Annotated in this window: 13 protein-coding genes, 1 tRNA gene, 1 rRNA gene and 2 riboswitches; of the genes, 6 read left to right on the forward strand and 9 right to left on the reverse strand. The window is 45.7% G+C overall.

Annotated features, from left to right (window positions below; translation table 11 throughout):
- The first annotated feature begins 3 nt into the window (after positions 1-3).
- The 5 genes from betB (at position 4) to choV (ending at position 6,222) form a co-directional block, all read left to right on the forward strand.
- Positions 4-1,464 carry a betaine-aldehyde dehydrogenase gene (gene betB / locus AACS00_RS16640; protein ID WP_110168073.1) on the forward strand — a complete coding sequence of 487 codons (1,461 nt, stop codon included), beginning with the start codon at positions 4-6 and terminating at the stop codon, positions 1,462-1,464.
- A 9-nt stretch (positions 1,465-1,473) separates the two neighbouring features.
- Positions 1,474-3,213, forward strand: coding sequence for a choline dehydrogenase (betA, locus tag AACS00_RS16645; protein ID WP_110168074.1), 1,740 nt, complete (start codon positions 1,474-1,476; stop codon positions 3,211-3,213).
- On the forward strand, positions 3,206-4,129 hold the full coding sequence (locus AACS00_RS16650; protein ID WP_110168075.1) for a choline ABC transporter substrate-binding protein: 924 nt from the start codon (positions 3,206-3,208) through the stop codon (positions 4,127-4,129). The genes betA and AACS00_RS16650 overlap by 8 nt, the downstream gene beginning before the upstream one ends.
- A gap of 63 nt (positions 4,130-4,192) precedes the next feature.
- A complete protein-coding gene (choW, locus tag AACS00_RS16655) occupies positions 4,193-5,032 on the forward strand; it encodes a choline ABC transporter permease subunit (protein ID WP_110168076.1) in 840 nt (279 codons plus the stop codon).
- Positions 5,032-6,222, forward strand: coding sequence for a choline ABC transporter ATP-binding protein (choV, locus tag AACS00_RS16660; protein ID WP_110168077.1), 1,191 nt, complete (start codon positions 5,032-5,034; stop codon positions 6,220-6,222). Before choW ends, choV begins: the two co-directional genes overlap by 1 nt.
- 424 nt (positions 6,223-6,646) lie before the next feature.
- Here the strand turns inward: choV and thiH are convergent, their stop codons facing one another.
- The 7 genes from thiH to AACS00_RS16695 all read right to left on the reverse strand — a co-directional run bounded on the left by thiH (position 6,647) and on the right by AACS00_RS16695 (position 14,381).
- On the reverse strand, positions 6,647-7,756 hold the full coding sequence (gene thiH / locus AACS00_RS16665; RefSeq protein ID WP_110168078.1) for a 2-iminoacetate synthase ThiH: 1,110 nt from the start codon (positions 7,754-7,756) through the stop codon (positions 6,647-6,649).
- A 4-nt stretch (positions 7,757-7,760) separates the two neighbouring features.
- A complete protein-coding gene (locus tag AACS00_RS16670) occupies positions 7,761-8,522 on the reverse strand; it encodes a thiazole synthase (RefSeq protein ID WP_110168079.1) in 762 nt (253 codons plus the stop codon).
- 2 nt (positions 8,523-8,524) lie between these two features.
- Positions 8,525-8,731, reverse strand: a complete 207-nt coding sequence (gene thiS, locus AACS00_RS16675) for a sulfur carrier protein ThiS (protein ID WP_110168080.1) — start codon at positions 8,729-8,731, stop codon at positions 8,525-8,527.
- Complete coding sequence (locus AACS00_RS16680; RefSeq protein WP_110168081.1) at positions 8,728-9,531, reverse strand: HesA/MoeB/ThiF family protein; 804 nt, start codon at positions 9,529-9,531, stop codon at positions 8,728-8,730. The genes thiS and AACS00_RS16680 overlap by 4 nt, the downstream gene beginning before the upstream one ends.
- Positions 9,518-10,828, reverse strand: coding sequence for a thiamine phosphate synthase (locus tag AACS00_RS16685; RefSeq protein WP_110168082.1), 1,311 nt, complete (start codon positions 10,826-10,828; stop codon positions 9,518-9,520). Before AACS00_RS16685 ends, AACS00_RS16680 begins: the two co-directional genes overlap by 14 nt.
- Before the next feature lie 3 nt (positions 10,829-10,831).
- Positions 10,832-12,766 carry a phosphomethylpyrimidine synthase ThiC gene (gene thiC / locus AACS00_RS16690; RefSeq protein WP_110168083.1) on the reverse strand — a complete coding sequence of 645 codons (1,935 nt, stop codon included), beginning with the start codon at positions 12,764-12,766 and terminating at the stop codon, positions 10,832-10,834.
- A gap of 109 nt (positions 12,767-12,875) precedes the next feature.
- Positions 12,876-12,974: riboswitch (TPP riboswitch) on the reverse strand.
- A gap of 60 nt (positions 12,975-13,034) precedes the next feature.
- On the reverse strand, positions 13,035-14,381 hold the full coding sequence (locus AACS00_RS16695; RefSeq protein WP_110168084.1) for a voltage-gated chloride channel family protein: 1,347 nt from the start codon (positions 14,379-14,381) through the stop codon (positions 13,035-13,037).
- A 318-nt stretch (positions 14,382-14,699) separates the two neighbouring features.
- Positions 14,700-14,773, reverse strand: a riboswitch (Fluoride riboswitch).
- 215 nt (positions 14,774-14,988) lie between these two features.
- On the opposite strand from AACS00_RS16695, the gene AACS00_RS16700 reads away from it, so the two are divergent.
- The gene (locus AACS00_RS16700; protein ID WP_083544945.1) at positions 14,989-15,546 is read left to right on the forward strand and encodes an IS630 family transposase; all 558 of its coding nucleotides are present in this window, start codon (positions 14,989-14,991) and stop codon (positions 15,544-15,546) included.
- A gap of 15 nt (positions 15,547-15,561) precedes the next feature.
- Here the strand turns inward: AACS00_RS16700 and AACS00_RS16705 are convergent.
- A tRNA-Ser gene (locus AACS00_RS16705) sits at positions 15,562-15,652 on the reverse strand.
- 83 nt (positions 15,653-15,735) lie between these two features.
- Positions 15,736-15,851, reverse strand: a 5S ribosomal RNA gene (gene rrf / locus AACS00_RS16710).
- Between the last annotated feature and the right edge of the window lie 95 nt (positions 15,852-15,946).

The raw sequence follows: 15,946 nt of genomic DNA on the forward strand, positions 1-15,946 counted from the left end.
CATATGGAAATCGCTTCGCTTTATATCGATGGCGCACCGCGCTACGCGTCATCGGGAGAAACTTTTACCAGCTACAACCCCGCAACCGGAGAGCCACTGGCCGTGTTAGGTCACGCTAGCGCCAGCGACGTGCAAGCCGCGATTGACTCCGCTCAACGGGGATTTGCGATTTGGTCAGCCATGACCGCGACCGAACGTAGCCGAATCTTGTTAAAGGCTGTCGCCATCCTCCGTGAACGTAACGATGAGCTAGCCAAACTCGAAGTCCAAGATACCGGTAAACCGATCCAAGAAGCGCTTGCCGTTGACATCACCACAGGCGCCGATGTGATCGAATACTTTGCCGGTCTCGCGCCCACTCTGCAGGGTGAACAGCAACCACTCTCAAACAGTCAGTTTTTTTACACCCGTAAAGAGCCTCTAGGCATTTGTGCTGGAATTGGTGCTTGGAACTATCCTATCCAAATTGCGATGTGGAAATCCGCGCCTGCTCTAGCAGCGGGTAATACGATGATTTTTAAGCCATCGGAAGAAACGCCGCTCAGCGCACTCAAACTGGCGGAAATTTTTACACAAGCCGGTTTACCTGATGGTGTGTTTAACGTAGTGCAAGGGGATGCGCGAGTGGGACAAATGCTCACCGCTCACCCTGAGATAGCTAAAGTCTCTTTCACTGGGGAAAGTGGAACCGGTAAAGCGGTGATGGCCGATAGCGCGAAAACATTAAAATCAGTGACCATGGAGCTAGGTGGTAAATCCCCCTTGATCATTTTTGATGATGCTAAGCTAGATCAGGCCGTATCGGCGGCGATGACCGCTAACTTCTATACTCAAGGCGAAGTGTGTACTCACGGCACGCGAGTGTTTGTGCATCAATCCATTTATCCAGCGTTTATTGAGCAACTCAAAGCGCGCACAGAAGCTCTGGTTGTCGGCGATCCGATGGACCCAACTACCCAAGTAGGCTCGCTCATTTCTCAATCACATTTCGATAAAGTGCTCTCAGCCATCAATAGCGCCAAACAAAGTGGAGCCACCCTGCTCACCGGTGGAAAAGCGGTCACGGAAGGTTCATGCGCTAAGGGTTACTTTGTTGCTCCCACAGTGTTTGTCGATTGTGACGATGAAATGGCCTTTGTCCAACAAGAGATCTTTGGCCCAGTCATGGCAGTGCTGAGTTTTACGGATGAACAAGAGGTCATTCAACGTGCCAACAACACAGACTATGGCTTAGCCGCAGGGGTGTTTACGCAAAACCTAGCACGCGCTCATCGTGTTATCCACCAGCTACAAGCGGGTATTTGCTGGATCAATACGTGGGGAGATTCCCCAGCGCAAATGCCTGTCGGTGGTTACAAACTATCGGGAGTGGGAAGAGAAAATGGTATCGAAACTTTAACTCACTATACCCAAACCAAAAGCGTATTAATCGAACTCGATGACTTCGTCGGCCCTTATGCTTAAGGAGTGATCATGAAACAGCATTATGACTATATTATTATCGGTGCCGGCTCGGCTGGCTGTGTGTTAGCCGATAGATTAAGTGAACAGCCAGATAACTCGGTGTTATTACTTGAAGCCGGCGGCAGCGATAAAAGCATTTTTATTCAAATGCCAACCGCCCTGTCTTATCCGATGAATAGCGCCAAATACGCTTGGCAATTTGAATCTCTCGCCGAACCCGGACTCGATGGTCGACAACTGCATTGTCCACGTGGCAAGGTCTTAGGCGGCAGCTCTTCCATCAACGGCATGGTTTATGTCAGAGGCCATGCTTGCGACTTTGATGAATGGCAACAGCACGGTGCACAAGGCTGGGATTACGCCTCATGTTTACCCTACTTCAAGCGTGCTGAATCATGGAGTCAAGGAGCCGATACCTATCGAGGCGGTGACGGCCCAGTCGCCACCTGCAACGGTAATGACATGACGCTAAATCCCCTTTACCAAGCTTTTATTGAAGCCGGTGAACAAGCAGGCTACCCAAAAACCGACGATTACAATGGTTATCAACAAGAAGGTTTTGGGCCAATGCACATGACGGTTAATAACGGGGTTCGCGCTTCAACCGCCAATGCCTATTTAAAACGAGCTTTAGCTCGACCTAACCTAACCCTACTTAAAGGCGTACTGACGCGTAAAGTACTGCTCAAAGATAAACGAGCGATTGGCGTCGAGTTTGAAAAAGGCGGCCAAACCCAGGTGGTGTTTGCTAATCAAGAAGTCATTTCCAGCGCAGGTTCAATTGGTTCCGTACAATTACTGCAATTATCGGGTATTGGTCCACGCGATGTATTAGAAAGCGCTGGCATTGAGGTGCAACATGAACTGCCCGGCGTCGGTGAAAACCTGCAAGATCACTTAGAAGTTTATTTTCAGTATCGCTGCCAACAACCGATCACATTAAACAGCAAGCTCGGTTTAATCAGCAAAGGGATGATCGGCACCCAATGGATCTTGACCAAACAAGGCCTAGGTGCAACTAACCACTTTGAATCTTGTGGCTTTATTCGCTCACGGGCTGGACTCAAATGGCCAAATATTCAATACCACTTTCTACCAGCTGCCATGCGTTACGATGGCCAAACCGCGTTTGATGGTCATGGCTTTCAAGTGCATGTCGGTCCCAATAAACCACACAGTCGCGGCCGGGTTTGGATTCGCTCCAGCGATCCAAAGCAAAAGCCCGCAATTTTATTCCGTTATTTATCACACCAACAAGATATTCAAGATTGGCGAGACTGCATTCGCTTAACCCGAGAGTTACTCGCGCAGCCCGCATTAGATGACTATCGCGGTGAAGAAATTCAACCCGGCTTATCCATTAGTAGCGATGAAGCGATTGATAATTGGGTTAAACAAAATGTTGAGAGTGCCTATCACCCGTCTTGTAGCTGCAAAATGGGCTCAGCTGATGATGCCATGGCCGTCGTGGATAACCAATGCCGAGTATTTGGTATTCAAGGGTTACGAATTGTGGATTCCTCCATCTTCCCCACCATACCGAACGGTAATCTAAATGCTCCAACAATCATGGTTGCAGAACGTGCAGCCGATATGATCCTCAATAAAGCGCTGTTACCTGCCGAACCCGCTCCAGTGTGGATTGCAGACAGTTGGCAGAGCAAGCAGCGTTCACGGGCAGCCATTCGACCTATGGAACGCTCAACTTCTCAGGAAAAGAGTTCAATGACAAGGAAACATTATGCTTAAAATGACCACCTATCTCTCCGTCGCTGCATTATCATTCAATGCTTATGCTAACCAATGTCAAACGGTTCGCTTTGCCGATGTAGGCTGGACAGATATTACCGCCACCACCGCTGTAGCCAGCGAAATTCTACAAGGACTCGGCTATCAAACTCGCACGCAATTATTATCCGTGCCAGTCACCTACTCTTCAATGGCTAATGGGGATATTGACGTATTCCTTGGCAATTGGATGCCAACCATGGAAGCGGATATCGCTCGTTATCGTCAAGCGGGTACAGTCGAAACCGTCCGTGCCAACCTTGAAGGAGCAAAGTATACCCTAGCCGTTCCTCAATATGTTTATGATGCGGGGATTACCTCTTTCGCTGATCTCGCTAAGCACAGTGATAAGTTTCGTAACCGCATTCTTGGCTTAGAGCCCGGAAATGATGGTAACCGCACTTTGCTATCTATGATTGCAGATGACGCCTATGGACTCGGTGAATTTTCGATTGTTGAATCGAGTGAAGCGGGCATGCTCTCACAGGTTCAACGTTCTGTACGTCGTCAACAATGGGTGGCTTTTCTAGGCTGGGAACCACACCCAATGAATACCATGGTTGATATGGTTTATTTAAGTGGTGGTGATGATTACTTTGGCCCCAATTACGGCGGAGCAAGTGTTCACACTAACGTGCGTCAAAACTACCTTAACGAATGTGAAAACGTGGGCAATTTCTTAACTAACCTCGTTTTTAGCTTAGAAAGTGAGAATGAGTTAATGGATGCCATCCTCAACCAAAATCAGTCTCCTGAACAAGCAGCTCAGCAATGGCTACAAGCGAACCCTGAGACGCTAAGCCGCTGGCTCGACAATGTGACCACCATTGACGGCCAACCAGCTCTTGCTGCTGTAAATCTATATTTATCTCGCTAATTTTTACCCCTCACTTGGCGGTAGCTTCACCGGCTATCGCCAAGTGAATAAGGAACTACGCTTATGATTACTGAACACAAAATTCCTCTCGGACAATGGATGGAGTCGTTTGTTGACTGGCTGACTATTCATGGAGAACGATTTTTTGATGTGATCGCTTTTGTATTAGAAAGTAGTATTTTATTGTTAATTGATCTATTTAAAGCCATGCCACCCGCCGCTCCCATTTTAATCACCGCCGCTTTGGCTTGGTGGCTACATCGCAGCTTCTCTCTGGTCATTTTTATCATTGCTTCATTACTACTCATTCTTAACCTTGGCTACTGGCAAGAAATGCTGGAAACCTTTGTTTTGGTGTTTGCCGCAACAACGATTTCCGTATTAATTGGCGTGCCGATTGGAATTATGGCCGCCCATCGCGCCTGGCTATATACCCTATTAAGGCCGATTCTCGATTTAATGCAAACCGTTCCAACGTTTGTCTACCTGATCCCGACCCTAGTTTTATTCGGCCTTGGTATTGTGCCAGGACTGATCTCAACCATTATTTTTGCCATTGCCGCCCCGATTCGTCTGACCTATTTAGGAATAACCCGAGTTCCCGAAGAGCTGCTTGAGGCGGGCAAAGCTTTTGGCGCTAGCAAAATGAAATTGCTATTTAAAGTCGAGCTGCCCGCCGCCCTGCCTAACATTATGGCAGGTATCACCCAATGCATAATGTTGTCACTATCGATGGTGGTTATCGCGGCCTTAGTCGGTGCTGATGGTCTCGGCAAACCCGTCATCCGCGCTCTCAATACGGTAAATATTTCCCAAGGCTTTGAAGCCGGTATCGCTATCGTATTAGTCGCCATCATTCTTGACCGTTTATGTAAGACGCCGCAACGTAAGGAAAACAGTTAATGAATGCAATCACGATACGTAACCTTGATGTCGTCTTTGGCGACAATCCTCAACCTGCATTGGACTTACTCGATCAAGGCAAGTCACGCCAAGAAATTAATGCTGCAACCGGCACTGTAGTTGGCGTGAATAACGTTAGCCTTGATGTGGAACAAGGTGAAATTTGCGTGCTTATGGGGCTGTCTGGATCCGGTAAATCAAGCTTACTGCGTGCTATCAATGGTTTAAATTCTGTCTCTCGTGGCTCACTACTGGTGCAAGATGGTCAAGAGTCCATTAATCTGGCCGATTGTAATCAAACCACACTCCGTCAACTGAGAATGCATAAAGTCTCGATGGTGTTTCAAAAGTTTGCTTTAATGCCATGGTTAACCGTGCTGGATAACGTCGCTTTTGGCTTAGAGATGCGGGGGGTTAGTAAAAAACAGCGTCGCCAGCAAGCCAGAGAAAAGCTACAAATGGTTGATCTACAAGAGTGGGAAGACAAGTACCCACATGAGCTATCAGGCGGAATGCAGCAAAGGGTTGGGTTAGCACGAGCCTTTGCCATGGACAGCGACATTTTATTAATGGATGAGCCTTTCTCCGCTCTTGATCCTTTAATTCGTAGTCAGCTACAAGATGAGCTATTAAGCTTGCAGAAGAAACTCAATAAAACCATTGTCTTTGTCAGCCACGATCTCGATGAAGCGTTAAAAATCGGTACCCATATCGCGATTATGGAATCAGGAGAACTGATCCAGCATGGCACACCTGAAGAGATTGTATTAACGCCAACCAATCAATACGTCAAAGATTTCGTCGCTCATACCAATCCATTGAATGTACTGAAAGGTCGTTCGTTAATGAAAGACACATCATCCTTCAGTCAAGATCAACAACGCTGGCAAGTTTGTTCACAACGCGATTTATGGTTAGAACATAAGGAACAAAATTGGCAATTAACCGATGCTAATCATGCGCCACAATCATTTCAGCTGATGACGTGGCAATCGGGAATGCCAACCACGGATCTAAACTCAACCACTTTAGTGATGGCCAGTCCTGAAATCAGTATGCGCGATGCGATAGAGATCCGTTACAAAACCGGCTTGCCTATCCTACTAATCGATAAACAGCAACTGGTGGGTACGCTAAATGACGATGACTTTTATCATGCGTTATTGGGTAAATATCATCAAGCTGCTTAACCTCTTTGTGATTCATCGCTGTTAGTGAATAGCCTATTTATCCATAGTTAACAAAAATATACCCAAACCACTTGGAGTTGCAGGTAGGTGGCAAGAGAGTGACAAATTTGTCTGGAACAAATTTGAACAGCCGTAGGCTGGCCTGTGGTGAGAGCCACGGATGGCTCTCATAATCCCCATGAGCCTAGATAGACTATGTGATTGGGGCGAACGAACGTAGCCAACACCCCTGCAGCTTCAAGAAGGAAGGGTATAGTTAATAAAAAAGCACCAAGACCATTATTCTTTGTCTTGGTGCTTTACTTTATAGACCGTGCTTAACAAGCATCACTTCAGCAGTGTTTTGGCTCAAATGACACATTAATTCCACAATTCCACCCAAGTGTCACAGTCTTCGTCAAAGTGATGACAAACTCTTGCGGGCTTATGTTTCACGTGAAACATACCCTCCAGAATACACCGAGTGCCAATCTTGCCATACTGCAGCTAACCCTTGTGCTGCGCTTCGCTGATCACTAATCGAAAATTGCTCCAGTTCTGGTTGGTTATCGGCATAGCCGCCCGGCTGGGTTTTAGAGGCTGCCGACATACTGGTAATACCGAGGCGCATAGCGTTATCACGAAATTGCGCCGACTCGCGAGTAGACAGAGAAAGCTCTAACTGTGAATTGAACAAGCGAAAAGCACAAATAAGTTGCACCAGCTGTTTATCTGTCATCAGTGACTTGGGTGGTACTCCTCCCGCACAAGGACGTAAACGTGGAAATGAAATAGAATAACGACTTTGCCAATAGGTTTTCTCTAAATAATCAACATGGGCTGCAACGTAAAAACTTTCTGTGCGCCAATCGTCTAATCCAATTAGAGCGCCTAAACCAATTTTATCAATCCCTGCTTTAGCAAGGCGATCGGGAGTCGCTAACCTGTAATTAAAATCGGTCTTGTTGCCGCGCAAATGGTGTTGAGCATAAGTAGATGGATGATAAGTCTCCTGATAAACCATCACCGCATCTAAACCTAAGCTTTTTAATTCTGCATATTCTTCCTGTGCTAACGGCTGCACTTCCATCGCAACATGGTGAAAAGCGGCCTTAATTAACGGTAACATTTGCCGAAAATAATTCATGCCGACTTTAGTTTCATGCTCACCCGTCACCAATAACACACTATCGAAGTGCATGTTTTTAATCGCCGCAATTTCTCGCTCTATTTCCTCAGCATCGAGGGTTTTCCGCTTAATGCGATTTTCCATCGAAAAGCCGCAATAGCTGCAACTATTGGCGCACAAGTTCGATAAATACAGCGGCACGTACAAGCCCATGGTGTGTCCGAAACGTTGTCGAGTAGCGGCATAGGACAGCTGCGCCATCTGCTCAAGATATGGCTCAGCAGCAGGTGACAGCAAGGCCTGAAAATCCGTTAATGTTCTAACTGGCTTGGCTAATGCTCGCTCAACCTCTGTAGTTGTTTTGCTGTATATAGACAGCTTAATATCATCCCAATTAAGCTCAACAAAGCGATTTAGAAAGCTCATAATATCAATCCAAAAAAGCGGTCAACGGACTTGATGCCACCGCTTGTTGACCACGAGCGGCTAAGCCAGCTTGATAAGCTAAGCGTCCGGTTTCGACCGCTTGCTTAAAAGCCTGCCCCATTAAAACGGGATCCGCGGCAGTAGCAATCGCTGTATTGACTAATACCGCATCGGCGCCCATTTCCATCGCTAACATCGCATCAGAAGGCGCACCAATGCCGGCATCAATAATCACCGGCACCTTGGCTTGTTCAATGATGATCCGTAAAAAGTCTTGTGTTCTTAACCCCTGGTTACTTCCAATCGGTGCTCCCAATGGCATAACCGCCGCGCACCCCACCTCTTCTAGGCGTTTGCATAGCACAGGGTCGGCGTGGCAATAAGGCAAAACAGTAAATCCCTCTTTCACTAACTGTTCAGCGGCCAGTAAAGTTTCGATCGGATCAGGCATTAAGTATTTCGGGTCTGGGTGGATTTCTAATTTAAGCCAATGGGTTTGCAGCGCCTCTCGAGCAAGATGGGCAGCATAAATCGCTTCACGGGCGGTTTTCGCTCCCGACGTATTGGGCAATAGCTGAACACCAGCTGCGATCAAAGGTGCAAGAATGTCATCTTCTCGATGCTGTAAATCGACTCGCTTTAAAGCCATCGTCACCAGTTGCGATTGGCTGGCGGCTATCGCTGCTGCCATGGTCTGACGATTGGCAAATTTGCCAGTGCCAGTTAATAATCGTGATTGAAACTGAGTTCCTGCAATAGTTAACATCATTAACCTCCTGCGATGACTTGAAATACGGCAATCGTGTCACCGTCGTTAACTCTGGTTTGCTCCCATAAACCTTGGGGAATAATGCCATCGTTCAGTGCAAATACACTGCCCACGGTGGGTAACTGTAATTGCTGTTGTAATTCAGCAATGGTGATCGGATGTGCTAATTGCTGCACCTGTTGATTGATGGTGACATTGATAGTCATTGGGCAATCTCCGCTTGGTGAAAATGATCAGGACAAGATGACGTTGCAGTTGAAGATGCTGAATTACACACCGGACAGTGAGGATCAGCCGCTAGTCGCCATTGCTGCCAACTTAACTTGTGTCCATCAAAATAGTGCAGCTGTTGAAATTGAACCGGGCCAATATCGAGCAAGATTTGTAAGCTCATTAAGGCCTGTAGATTACCTATCATGCCGACGACCGGTCCAACGACCCCACTGTCACGACAATTGCGCGCTGAAAGATGTTCGGCCACTAAACAACGATAGCAAGCGGTATGTGGCTGGCGAAAATCAAACGCGATACATTGACCTTGCCAACCAATCGCTGAACCAGAAATCAGTACAGCACCATGCTGGCAACAAACTTGGTTTATCGCAAAGCGCGTGACACTATTATCACTACAGTCGACAACAATATCTGCCATCGGTACTTCTAAATTTAATAGCGCCTCATCCATCCGCCGATTGACGCAACGGATGCGTACTTCAGGGTTTAAGCGCTGTAGAGATTGCTGTAAAGCAGAGACTTTCGACATTCCTACTTGTTCAGTGTGAAAAGCAATTTGTCGAGATAAGTTAGAAACTTCCACCGTATCATCATCGGCAAGGATCAGTTGGCCAACCCCAGCAGCAGCAAGATATTGGCCAACCGCATTGCCTAAACCGCCACAACCGATAATCAACACCTTGCTCGCGAGCAAGGTGGCTTGCCCTTGCTCAGCAATATCAGGCAAACAAATCTGACGTTGATAACGTAAAAATTGCTTATCCGTTAACATCGGCCACCTCCTGAGTTGATAGCTTTTGCTCCTGCGGCTTACTGGCTAGTTCAGCTTGGAGATGCTTAACTGCGGCGTGTACATCATCGGCCTCAGTAATGGCACGAACGACGGCAGCACTGGCAACGCCACATTCGACCACTGATCGAATATTGGTTACATCAATGCCACCGATCGCGACCGTTGGTAACACTCCCCTGAAGGCTATCGCTTGCTCCATCGATAGCTTGTGATCGCTAGCGGGTGCTGAAGATAAATAGTGGCTACCACTATCTACTAACTGCTGGTATAGCGCCAAACGTACCAACCCCTGAGGACGTGAAGGCATTTGCTTGGTTGTGGTAGGAAAGATATGCCCTAATGCGATATAACTTGGCCTAATTTTTAACGCGGTGAGTAATTCAAAGTAACCATGGGTTGATAGCCCTAGATGAATGTTAGCCTTAGCTAAAGCATGAAGATCGGCTGTTTGTAGATCTTCTTGGCCTAAGTGAACGCCAAATGCACCGTGTTTAAGTGCTAATCGCCAATAATCATTAATAAAGACTTGAGCTTGATATTGACGGCCCAATTCAATCGCACGAACAATTTGCTGTTCTAAATCCGTTTGCTGAGGATTTTTTATCCGTAGCTGAAGTGTATTTATGCCGAGCTTAAGCAAGGTTTCTACCCAAGCGATATTATCCACCACCGAATAAAGACCTAAACTCTGTTTAGCCAGTGAAGGAAAACTGAACGCTACCGTTTGTTCAGTTACCTCGCTCAAGCAAGACTGCACCGTTGGGAAATACACATACTCCTTTGGCCATGTTTCACGTGAAACATTCAGCGCTGCCCGAGCAAGACATAAGGCATCTTCAAGGGGAAACTCTAAACACAGTGCCGCTACCAACCACGCTAAATGATGCCAAGCCTGAGCTGGAGATAACGTCGCCCCCGATAGGAACCTTAATTCACCATCGGTGTGACGCCAAATATCCCTTTGCTGACCTTTATAGGTAGCGCCAATCAGCAAGGTAGCTGGGCTTAGGTTATCAATATCACTATCGCTCGTACTCGACTGATAGCCAATGGCAATAGCTGACAAGTTTTGCCGTGATGGTTCTGAGCCTGAGAAAGAAGGAAAGAGATCCGTCAGCAACGAGTAACGATGCTGACCAAGCAGCTGTATCGATTGGGTTGGACTAACGCCCAACTCAATCGATTCGATCGCAAAACCTTGCTGCTTAGCAAGTAGTAAGACTTGCTGAACGGCTCCCGTTAACTCAATACAATGAGCAGGGATGAATAGTTTCACGCTTTATTCCTTCGCTGTCACCGCTGGATGATACAACTGTGAACCGGAGGCACGAAACTCTTGCGATTTTTGCTGCATGCCTTGTAAAGGACTTTCCAGCATAGTGACCGAAATAGCCTGATCCGCTGCCACTTGCTGTGCATCGTTAGCATACTCTCTCACTTCTTGAGAGATCTTCATCGAGCAAAATTTGGGACCACACATTGAACAGAAATGAGCAACTTTGCCAGATTCTTGCGGTAAGGTTTCGTCATGAAAAGCTTTAGCAGTTACCGGATCAAGCGACAGATTGAATTGATCTTGCCAACGAAATTCAAAACGCGCCTTGGATAACGCATTATCCCTCACCTGAGCACCGGGATGGCCCTTAGCTAAATCCGCCGCATGAGCCGCCAACTTATAGGTGATTAAGCCGGTTTTTACGTCTTCTTTATTCGGTAATCCTAAGTGCTCTTTAGGCGTCACATAGCACAACATGGCACAACCAAACCAACCTATCATCGCCGCACCAATTCCTGACGTGATGTGATCATAACCCGGTGCAATATCCGTGGTTAAAGGACCTAAGGTATAAAAAGGCGCTTCATGACAATGCTTAAGTTGCTCGTCCATATTGGCTTTAATCATATGCATGGGTACATGCCCAGGCCCTTCGATCATCACCTGAACATCATACTCCCAAGCAATTTTAGTCAGTTCACCAAGGGTTCTTAATTCGGCAAATTGCGCCTCATCATTCGCATCGGCAATCGAGCCAGGGCGTAAGCCGTCACCAAGTGATAAAGAAATATCATATTGGGCACAGATCTCGCAAATCTCACGAAAATGGGTGTATAAGAAATTTTCTTGGTGATGAGCAAGGCACCATTTAGCAATGATAGAGCCTCCGCGCGAAACAATTCCCGTAACACGTTTTGCGGTCATCGGTACATAACGTAACAGCACGCCAGCATGAATGGTAAAATAATCGACCCCTTGTTCCGCCTGCTCTAACAAGGTATCGCGCATCACCTGCCAGGTCAGATTTTCAGCAACCCCGTTAACCTTTTCTAACGCTTGATACATAGGAACCGTGCCTATAGGTACTGGGCTATTACGTAAAATCCACTCCCGAGTTTCATGAATGTTACGTCCAGTGGATAAATCCATTACCGTATCTGCCCCCCAACGAGTGGCCCAGACCAACTTCTCCACCTCTTCTTCAATAGAAGAGCTCACTGAAGAATTACCAATATTCGCGTTCACTTTGACTAAAAAGTTACGGCCGATAATCATAGGTTCAGATTCAGGATGATTGATATTACAAGGAATGATCGCTCGTCCAGCCGCAACCTCTTGACGGACAAATTCAGCGCTAATTTCAGCAGGTAAATGAGCACCAAAGTTTTCACCTGGATGCTGATGATTAAGCTGCTGATCTTGATACTCTCGCCGGCCCATATTTTCACGTAAGGCGATAAACTCCATCTCAGGAGTAATGATGCCTTGTCTGGCATAATGTAACTGAGTGACTCGTCTACCCGCTTTAGCTCGTCGAATGTCAGGTAACTGACCATATCTCAGCTCATCGAGAGTTTCATCGGCTAAACGCTGACGAGCAAACTCTGAACTCATCACCGGTAGCGTTTTGGTATCACCACGCTCTGCAATCCATGAATCACGCAGCTTAGGTAAGCCATGCTTTAAATTGATCGTATAATTTGGATCGGTATACACACCTGAGGTGTCATAAACAGGGATCGGTTGATTTGCTGAATAGATCGGTGCTTGTTTAGTGCCACCAATCAAGCTGTCAGCCAAAGTAATTTCGCGCATTGGTACGCGAATATCTGGTTGAGAGCCTTGAATATAAATCTTGTTAGAATTTGGATAAGGTTGAACTGAAAGTGAATCAATAAACTGTTTTGCTTCCAGTCTCGCTTGTTTACGAATCGACATAGCATTTTCCTGTGTTATTCATTAGGGATAATGCTTGACGGAAAGATGCGACAAGAGGGGATCAACAGATTAATGGTGTATATAGATAGGACTAATGATAAGGCACCATAAATTGTCTTCTCTTGTTCCCTTCGCAGGTATTAGCCTGATCAGGTTCAACGGATCCCGAATAAACGGTCTCAGCCATATGGCACTCCGACAAGTGAAAACTAGCATACAAGATTATATGAATTTATCAATCTCGATAGACTCGTAAAATAGTTAACAGTTATTGCTTGTTCTTTTTACTCGCCATCGCTTGGCCAACGGTTTGGTCTAGTTTGGCTGGTTGATACGGAGAAATGCGTTTAGCCACCGCAATACGTTGTGAGCCATAAATACCACTATGACCACTGGCGTAATAGGCAATGAAGCAGACTAAAGCAAAGTAAATAAGATGATCGGCCCCAAACAATTCAACCCCCATAATGATGCAAGCTAGAGGAGTATTGGCGGCGGCAGCAAACACCGCTAAGAAACCTAGCGCAGCGAATAGCTCAACCGGTGCCCCCATTAGCCATGCAAGGAAATTACCTAATGTGGCTCCAATAAAGAATAAGGGAGTAACTTCGCCACCTTTAAAGCCAGCGGCTAGAGTAATAGCCGTCAAAATCAACTTCAACATCCAGCTATTCCATTCAGCGCCACCGGCCTCAAAGGCAGAAGTGATACTCACTCCTCCTTCGCGTATAGGATAAACACCAATGCCAATATAGTCATAGTTACCAATTAACTTAGCGATAGCAACGACTAACAAACCGCCACAGAACACGATCAAATATGGATTGCGTGACCAACGGATAAACAAAGCTTTCAAGCCTGATGTTAATTCACTAAACAGCAAACCCGCTAAGCCAAATATCACACCAGCAATCAATATCTTGCCAGTTAAAATAAAATCAATCGATATAGGATGCTCAAATAAACTATTGAACTGGGCAAAGCCGATATTGTAATGCGTATGATGAGCCCCTACCGCACTGCATACCACGTCCGCTAAAACCGCGGCAATCAATGCCGGTAGTAGTGCTTGATATTTAATTCTACCGACTGACAATACTTCTACTGCAAAAATGGCTCCGGCAATCGGGGTCCCAAACACCGAGCCAAATCCCGCGGCAATTCCTGCTACCAAGATGGAGCGGTGATCAGATTCATCCAGTTTAAACACGCGACTAAACCAAGCCGATACCGCACCACCAATTTGCACCGCTGTACCTTCCCGTCCCGCAGAGCCACCAAATAAATGGGTAACCACTGTAGCGACAAGTACAAAAACACTCATTCGAAAAGGAATTTTCTCATTTGAATCATGGATCTGCTCAATAATCAGATTGTTACCACGCTCAGAGATACTTCCCCATTGGCGATAAAAAAATACCAACCCTAAACCAGCAATGGGCAGCCCATAGATTAAATACGGATTGTCGACACGAGTCTGAGTGGCAACTTCCAAAGCCCATAAGAAAAAAGCGTTCATTAAGCCGACTAAAATTGCTAATGGTGTCACTAGCAATGTCCAACGTAATGTTTGTAGTACAACGTGAGGTACATGATCCAGAGATTTGATCAACAAAATTTTTACTCCCAATGATTTGCTACACTTCCGCCAATCATCATTCAATAACGAAATTCAGCTCTAACTAAATAGATAACAGGCATAATAATAGTCGTGATTAATGTAAATAACGTGGCAAAACACTGATTAAACATCTTTAAAAAGGATTAACTTTATCAAACTGAATAATAAGCAATAAAGGATGTAAGGATAAAATTGAATCGTTGAAGTGTGCATCATTGCTTCACTCTTAATAAAAGGGATAAAACGCAATGATTCTGTGATGAGCTAAATGAGCTGTACACAGACACAACAAGAACCTATCTTGTTATCATTGCATGTACAGACGTCATCAGCTTAAAAAGCGGTTTAGCATAACTGCTAGGTGGAACATCATCACCTGATATTATTTTACCTAACCAATAGCATTAAACAATACTTGAAATAAGGTTTATTTCTGCCTAAACCTTAAGTTTGGTATGGAACGAGGTTCCCTGCTGTTTAATACTAATCTAAATAAAAATATGATCTGATTAAGGCTATTTAATTACTACCCTCATTCGCCATTAATAGCCTTAATAATATCGACTTTAAAAAGCTCGCCAATCAGCAAAAATCCATTCAAATGAAAATGAGATTGCTGGCCCTCGCCCATTTCAAAGATAGACACTCTCGCACCCAAATCGTCATATTTCTTAAGGTCAGCCGAACCAGTGTTAATAAGTGGGTTCAAACTTTTCTTGAGGAAGGATTAGAAGGGCTGAAAGAAAAGCCAAGAACGGGACGACCACCATTCTTAACTTCCAAGCAAAGAGAGCAATTGAGCCAATACATCAAAGATAAAGCTCATGATACGCAGGGTGGACGGCTTACTGGTGTAGATATCTATGCCTATATCTTGAAAGAATTTGGCCAGCACTACCACCCTGATTCTATCTATTGCCTGCTCGATCACATGGGCTTCTCTTGGATAACATCTCGCTCCAAGCCCCCTCATCAATCCCAGCCAATCCAAGACGATTTTAAAAAATTTAAAATTGAAACGATCCTTAAGATCCCAGGACATATTGCTTTAGAGCGTGTTGATGTCTGGTTTCAGGATGAAGCCAGATTGGTACAAAAGAGATTGGTAGTAGTATTATCTATGATCGAGGGAAATGAAAAAAAGCCGCTAATAAATTAGCGGCTTTTTAAATGGTGGCGGAGAGATAGGGATTTGAACCCTAGGATAGCTATTAACCATCGCCGGTTTTCAAGACCGGTGCTTTCAACCACTCAGCCATCTCTCCACAAATTGTTACTCGATAAAGTCTGATTGGCTGCTTTATTGAGCTTTTGTCTTCAGACCTTAAGTCTAAAAACCAGTATTAAAGCCTGGCGATGTTCTACTCTCACATGGGGAAACCCCACACTACCATCGACGCTGTTTCGTTTCACTTCTGAGTTCGGCATGGAGTCAGGTGGGTCCAAAACGCTATGGTCGCCAAGCAAAATTTTGTCTGGAACAAAATTTAACGCACTTTAGTGCGGCCCGTAGGGTCAACTACAGGGATGTAGTTGATAAATTCAATTCCTAAATCTGG

It is taken from the genome of Vibrio sp. 11986-1-5 (genome assembly GCF_963878025.1).
GTDB lineage: Bacteria > Pseudomonadota > Gammaproteobacteria > Enterobacterales > Vibrionaceae > Vibrio > Vibrio injensis.

Excerpts from the sequence above, each read along its gene's own strand:
- betB (WP_110168073.1), top strand. The coding sequence starts at position 4 with ATGGAAATCGCTTCGCTTTATATCGATGGCGCACCGCGCTACGCGTCA.
- betA (WP_110168074.1), top strand. The coding sequence starts at position 1,474 with ATGAAACAGCATTATGACTATATTATTATCGGTGCCGGCTCGGCTGGC.
- AACS00_RS16650 (WP_110168075.1), top strand. The coding sequence starts at position 3,206 with ATGCTTAAAATGACCACCTATCTCTCCGTCGCTGCATTATCATTCAAT.
- choW (WP_110168076.1), top strand. The coding sequence starts at position 4,193 with ATGATTACTGAACACAAAATTCCTCTCGGACAATGGATGGAGTCGTTT.
- choV (WP_110168077.1), top strand. The coding sequence starts at position 5,032 with ATGAATGCAATCACGATACGTAACCTTGATGTCGTCTTTGGCGACAAT.
- thiH (WP_110168078.1), bottom strand. The coding sequence starts at position 7,756 with ATGAGCTTTCTAAATCGCTTTGTTGAGCTTAATTGGGATGATATTAAG.
- AACS00_RS16670 (WP_110168079.1), bottom strand. The coding sequence starts at position 8,522 with ATGTTAACTATTGCAGGAACTCAGTTTCAATCACGATTATTAACTGGC.
- thiS (WP_110168080.1), bottom strand. The coding sequence starts at position 8,731 with ATGACTATCAATGTCACCATCAATCAACAGGTGCAGCAATTAGCACAT.
- AACS00_RS16680 (WP_110168081.1), bottom strand. The coding sequence starts at position 9,531 with ATGTTAACGGATAAGCAATTTTTACGTTATCAACGTCAGATTTGTTTG.
- thiC (WP_110168083.1), bottom strand. The coding sequence starts at position 12,766 with ATGTCGATTCGTAAACAAGCGAGACTGGAAGCAAAACAGTTTATTGAT.
- AACS00_RS16700 (WP_083544945.1), top strand. The coding sequence starts at position 14,989 with ATGAAAATGAGATTGCTGGCCCTCGCCCATTTCAAAGATAGACACTCT.